This window comes from Paenibacillus darwinianus, from assembly GCF_000598065.1.
In the GTDB taxonomy this organism is placed as follows: domain Bacteria; phylum Bacillota; class Bacilli; order Paenibacillales; family Paenibacillaceae; genus Paenibacillus_I; species Paenibacillus_I darwinianus.
Map to the genome: position 1 here is coordinate 1 of NZ_KK082191.1, position 3,775 is coordinate 3,775.

Here is a 3,775-nt window from a genome sequence, read left to right on the forward strand (position 1 = left end):
GCCCCGGTCTGGGGAGCAGCCGAACCGGCCGGCACCGCAGGAGCAACGGCTGCGGGCGCAATAATCGCGGCGGACGATCCGTCCGTCACCTGGCCCGCTTCCGCCGGCTGCGGGCTGTAGCCGGCAAGCGCGGCCGCGATTGCCGCAACATGCTCGGGCGTGGTGCCGCAGCAGCCGCCGATCAGCCGCGCGCCCCTGTCCGCAAAACGGCGGGCGGTTTCTCCGAAATAATCCGGCCCTGCCGTATACGTATAACGGCCGTCCACATAATCCGGCGTGCCTGCGTTCGGGAAAACGGAGAGCGGCAGGCCCACCGGAGCGCCGATATTGTCAATCGCCCGCAAAATGCCGTTCGGCCCGTTTACGCAGTTGAAGCCGACCGCATCGGCGCCGGCGGACTCCAATCGGCCGAATGCGTCGGCGAGCGCAATGCCGTCCTGCGTCGCGCCGGAGTCCGGGGCGGACAGCTGGCAAATAACCGACACGCCGGCGGACATGGACCGCACGACGCTCAGCGCAAGCAGCAGCTCATCCAGATCATAGAATGTTTCAAGCAGCAGACCGTCCACTCCGCTATCCAGCAGAATGCCGATCTGCTGCTCGAACGCCTTTGTCACCTGCGCGGTCCGCACGTTTTTGCGGCGTCCGCCGCGCACCGATCCTACCGCTCCGACCACATAAGCGTCGGCGCCGACCGCGCCGCGCGCGATGCGTACGCCTTCCCGGTTGATCCGCTCGACCTCGCTCTCGAGGCCGTATTTGGCAAGCTTCTCCGCATTCGCGGAGAAGGTATTCGTCTCGATCACCCTTGCGCCGGCTTCGTAATAACGGCGGTGCACGCTTTCGATCACATCCGGCCGGATCATGTTGAATTCTTCATACGAAACGCCGACCGGGAAGCCCTGTTGATACAAATAGGTCCCCATCGCGCCGTCTCCCGTCAGCAGCGAAGACCGCAGCGCCTGCCGCAAGTCCGGTTTCATTGCCCGTTCCCCCTTCATTTGCAACCATCCCAATACGCCTATTAAAGAGGAAAAGCAGTTGCTTTGCAAGCAGCCGCTTCTCCAAGGTCGGTTCTATTCAGCTCGGCAGGCGCGACCGTTACGCCAATTCGCCGCGGAAAACCTCCGCCGCCGGTCCGGTCATATAGACATGATCGTCTGCTTCGTTCCACTCGATGAGCAGGTCGCCGCCCATAAGCGACACCGTCGCCGTCCGTTCGGTCAAGCCGTTCAGCACCGACGCGACCACAGTCGCGCATGCGCCGGTTCCGCAGGCGAGCGTCGGACCTGCGCCGCGCTCCCATACCCGCATATCGGTATGCGTGCGGGATTTGACCGTCACAAACTCGACGTTTATTTTGCGCGGGAACATCGGATGGGTTTCAAGCTTCGGTCCCCAGGCCTGCAGGTCGAAGCCTGCCGCATCGTCAACGTAGATGACGCAATGCGGGTTCCCCATCGAGACGGCTGTAAACAAGAACTGTCTGCCGTTGACTTCAATCGGCTGGGCGATGACCCGATCCGCGTCGACCGTCGTCGGCACTTGCAATCCGTTCAGAATCGGCGCGCCCATGTCGACCCGCACTTTTACGGCCTTGCCGTTGTCAACGGTCAGCTGCACTTTCTGCACGCCGGCGCCGAGCGTCTCGATCGTCATTTCCGTCTTGTCGGTCAGCGCGTGATCGTAAACGTATTTCGCCACGCAGCGGATGGCGTTGCCGCACTGCTCCGCTTCCGATCCGTCCGAGTTGATGATCCGCATCCGGAAGTCCGCCTTCTCGGAAGGCAGAATGTAAACCAGACCGTCGGCTCCGATGCCGAAATACCGGTTGCACAGCTCGATCGCCAGCCGGTCCACGTTGTCCGGAAGAGCCTGCTCGCCCGCCACTACGATAAAATCGTTGCCCAGTCCGTGCATTTTTGTAAATTTCATAGATTTTGCACTCCTTTTATGTTAGCGGCAATCCGCTCGATGTCCCATTTCCTTTTAGCATAACCCAAGGGCCCGCGAAACGGTATTCACCATTTGCATCATTGTTTGCATTTGTTTGCACGGCAAAAAGACCGGGCGGACCCGGTCTCGGAAAGGCATGATCATCTCGCCGCCGGCTTGGAGGAGCCATAGGTAATGCGCGTTCTTTTGCCCTTCCCCTGCGAGCTCAGCACGCTTCCGATGCCCATGAGGAACGTCGGGATGCCGGCCGCCACGAATACGAGGGACCATTCCCGCAGGCCGATCGGCACGGTCTTGAATACCGGCTGAAGCGCGTCGATATACAGCACGGCAAACATCAAGGCAAGCGACGACAGTACGGCCAGCACGAGATAGCGGTTTTGCAGCAGATTCCGGTGGAAAATGGAGCGCGAGCTGCGGCAGTCGAACACGTGGATGAGCTGCGCCAGCACAAGCGTTGCGAACGCGACCGTCTGCGCCTCCACAAGATTGCCGCCATTGGTGCGCAGCGTGATCCAGAAAGCGCCGAGCGTGCACAGGCCGATCAGCACGCCGCGGCTGACGATTTTCCAGCCGAGCCGTCTTGCGAAAATATTTTCTTTGGCCGGACGCGGCCTCTGCTGCATCAAATCCTTCTCCGCCTGATCGACGCCTAGCGCCATTGCCGGCAGGCCGTCGGTCACCAGATTGACCCACAGAATCTGGATCGGCACGAGCGGCAGCGGCAGGCCGGCCATCATCGCCAGGAACATCGTCAGAATCTCGCCGACGTTCGAGGCCAGCAAATAACGGATGAATTTGCGGATGTTCTCGTAGATGCCCCGGCCTTCTTCAATCGCCGCGACGATGGTGGCGAAATTGTCGTCGGACAGCACGAGCGCCGACGCTTCCTTCGATACGTCCGTGCCGGTAATGCCCATGGCGATGCCGATATCGGCGGCTTTGATCGCCGGCGCGTCGTTGACGCCGTCGCCCGTCATGGCGACGACGTGGCCTTTGCGCTGCAGCGCCTTGACGATGCGCAGCTTGTGCTCGGGCGAAACGCGTGCGTAAACATACGTTTCATCCGCCACCCGCTCCAGCTCCTCGTCGGTCATAGAGGCGAGCTGCCGGCCGCTCAGCGAGCCGCCGCCGCGCGGCAGGATACCGAGCTGCTGCGCGATCGCCTCCGCGGTCAGCTGGTGATCGCCGGTGATCATCACCGTCTTGATTCCCGCCCTCCGGCACGTTGCGATCGCATCCCGCACCTCCTTGCGGGGCGGATCGATCATCCCCGTGAGGCCGACGAATATCATCTGGCATTCTACATTCTGCTCCGAATCGGTCGCATCCTGCGACCGCAGATCGCGGTACGCGAGTCCGAGCACGCGCAGCGCGGATTGCGCCATCTCCTCGGCGGCCGCAGCGGCCTTCTGCCGCAGCGTGGGCGTGAATGGCACGACATTGCCGTCCCAAAGCGCATAGGCACATTTCTCGATCAGCAAATCCGGCGCGCCCTTCGTGCATAAAAGCCGGCCGCCGTGGTGGCTGACGAGCACGGACATCCTTTTCCGCTCCGAATCGAACGGATACTCTTTCTCGCGCTTATAGAGCCCCTCGAGCGAAGATACGGTAACGCCCAGCTTCGCGGCCAGCACGATAAGCGCGCCTTCGGTCGGATCGCCCTTCATCTCCCAGGACTCGCGGTCCTCATCTTTTTCTTTCCTCTTTTTGGCCGTTTTTTCCTGGACCGGCAGCAGCCGGGCATTGTTGCAGAGCGCGGCGATTTGCAGCATACGCCGCAGCGCCGAATCGCTTTTCAGATCGGCGGGCCTGCCGT

Annotated in this window: 3 protein-coding genes; all 3 read right to left on the minus strand. The window is 61.7% G+C overall.

Annotated elements, in window-relative coordinates:
- On the minus strand, positions 1-983 hold a 983-nt coding region (locus tag BG52_RS12165), incomplete at its 3' end, for a homocysteine S-methyltransferase family protein (protein WP_036667340.1).
- Positions 984-1,101: 118 nt separating this feature from the next.
- Positions 1,102-1,935: a diaminopimelate epimerase gene (dapF, locus tag BG52_RS12170; protein ID WP_036585535.1), complete on the minus strand. Its 834-nt coding sequence runs from the start codon at positions 1,933-1,935 to the stop codon at positions 1,102-1,104.
- Between the two features lie 161 nt (positions 1,936-2,096).
- A partial coding sequence (locus BG52_RS12175; protein WP_036585537.1) for a cation-translocating P-type ATPase occupies positions 2,097-3,775 on the minus strand: 1,679 nt, incomplete at its 5' end.

Coding starts and splice junctions, on each gene's coding strand:
- dapF (WP_036585535.1), bottom strand. CDS start 1,935: ATGAAATTTACAAAAATGCACGGACTGGGCAACGATTTTATCGTAGTG.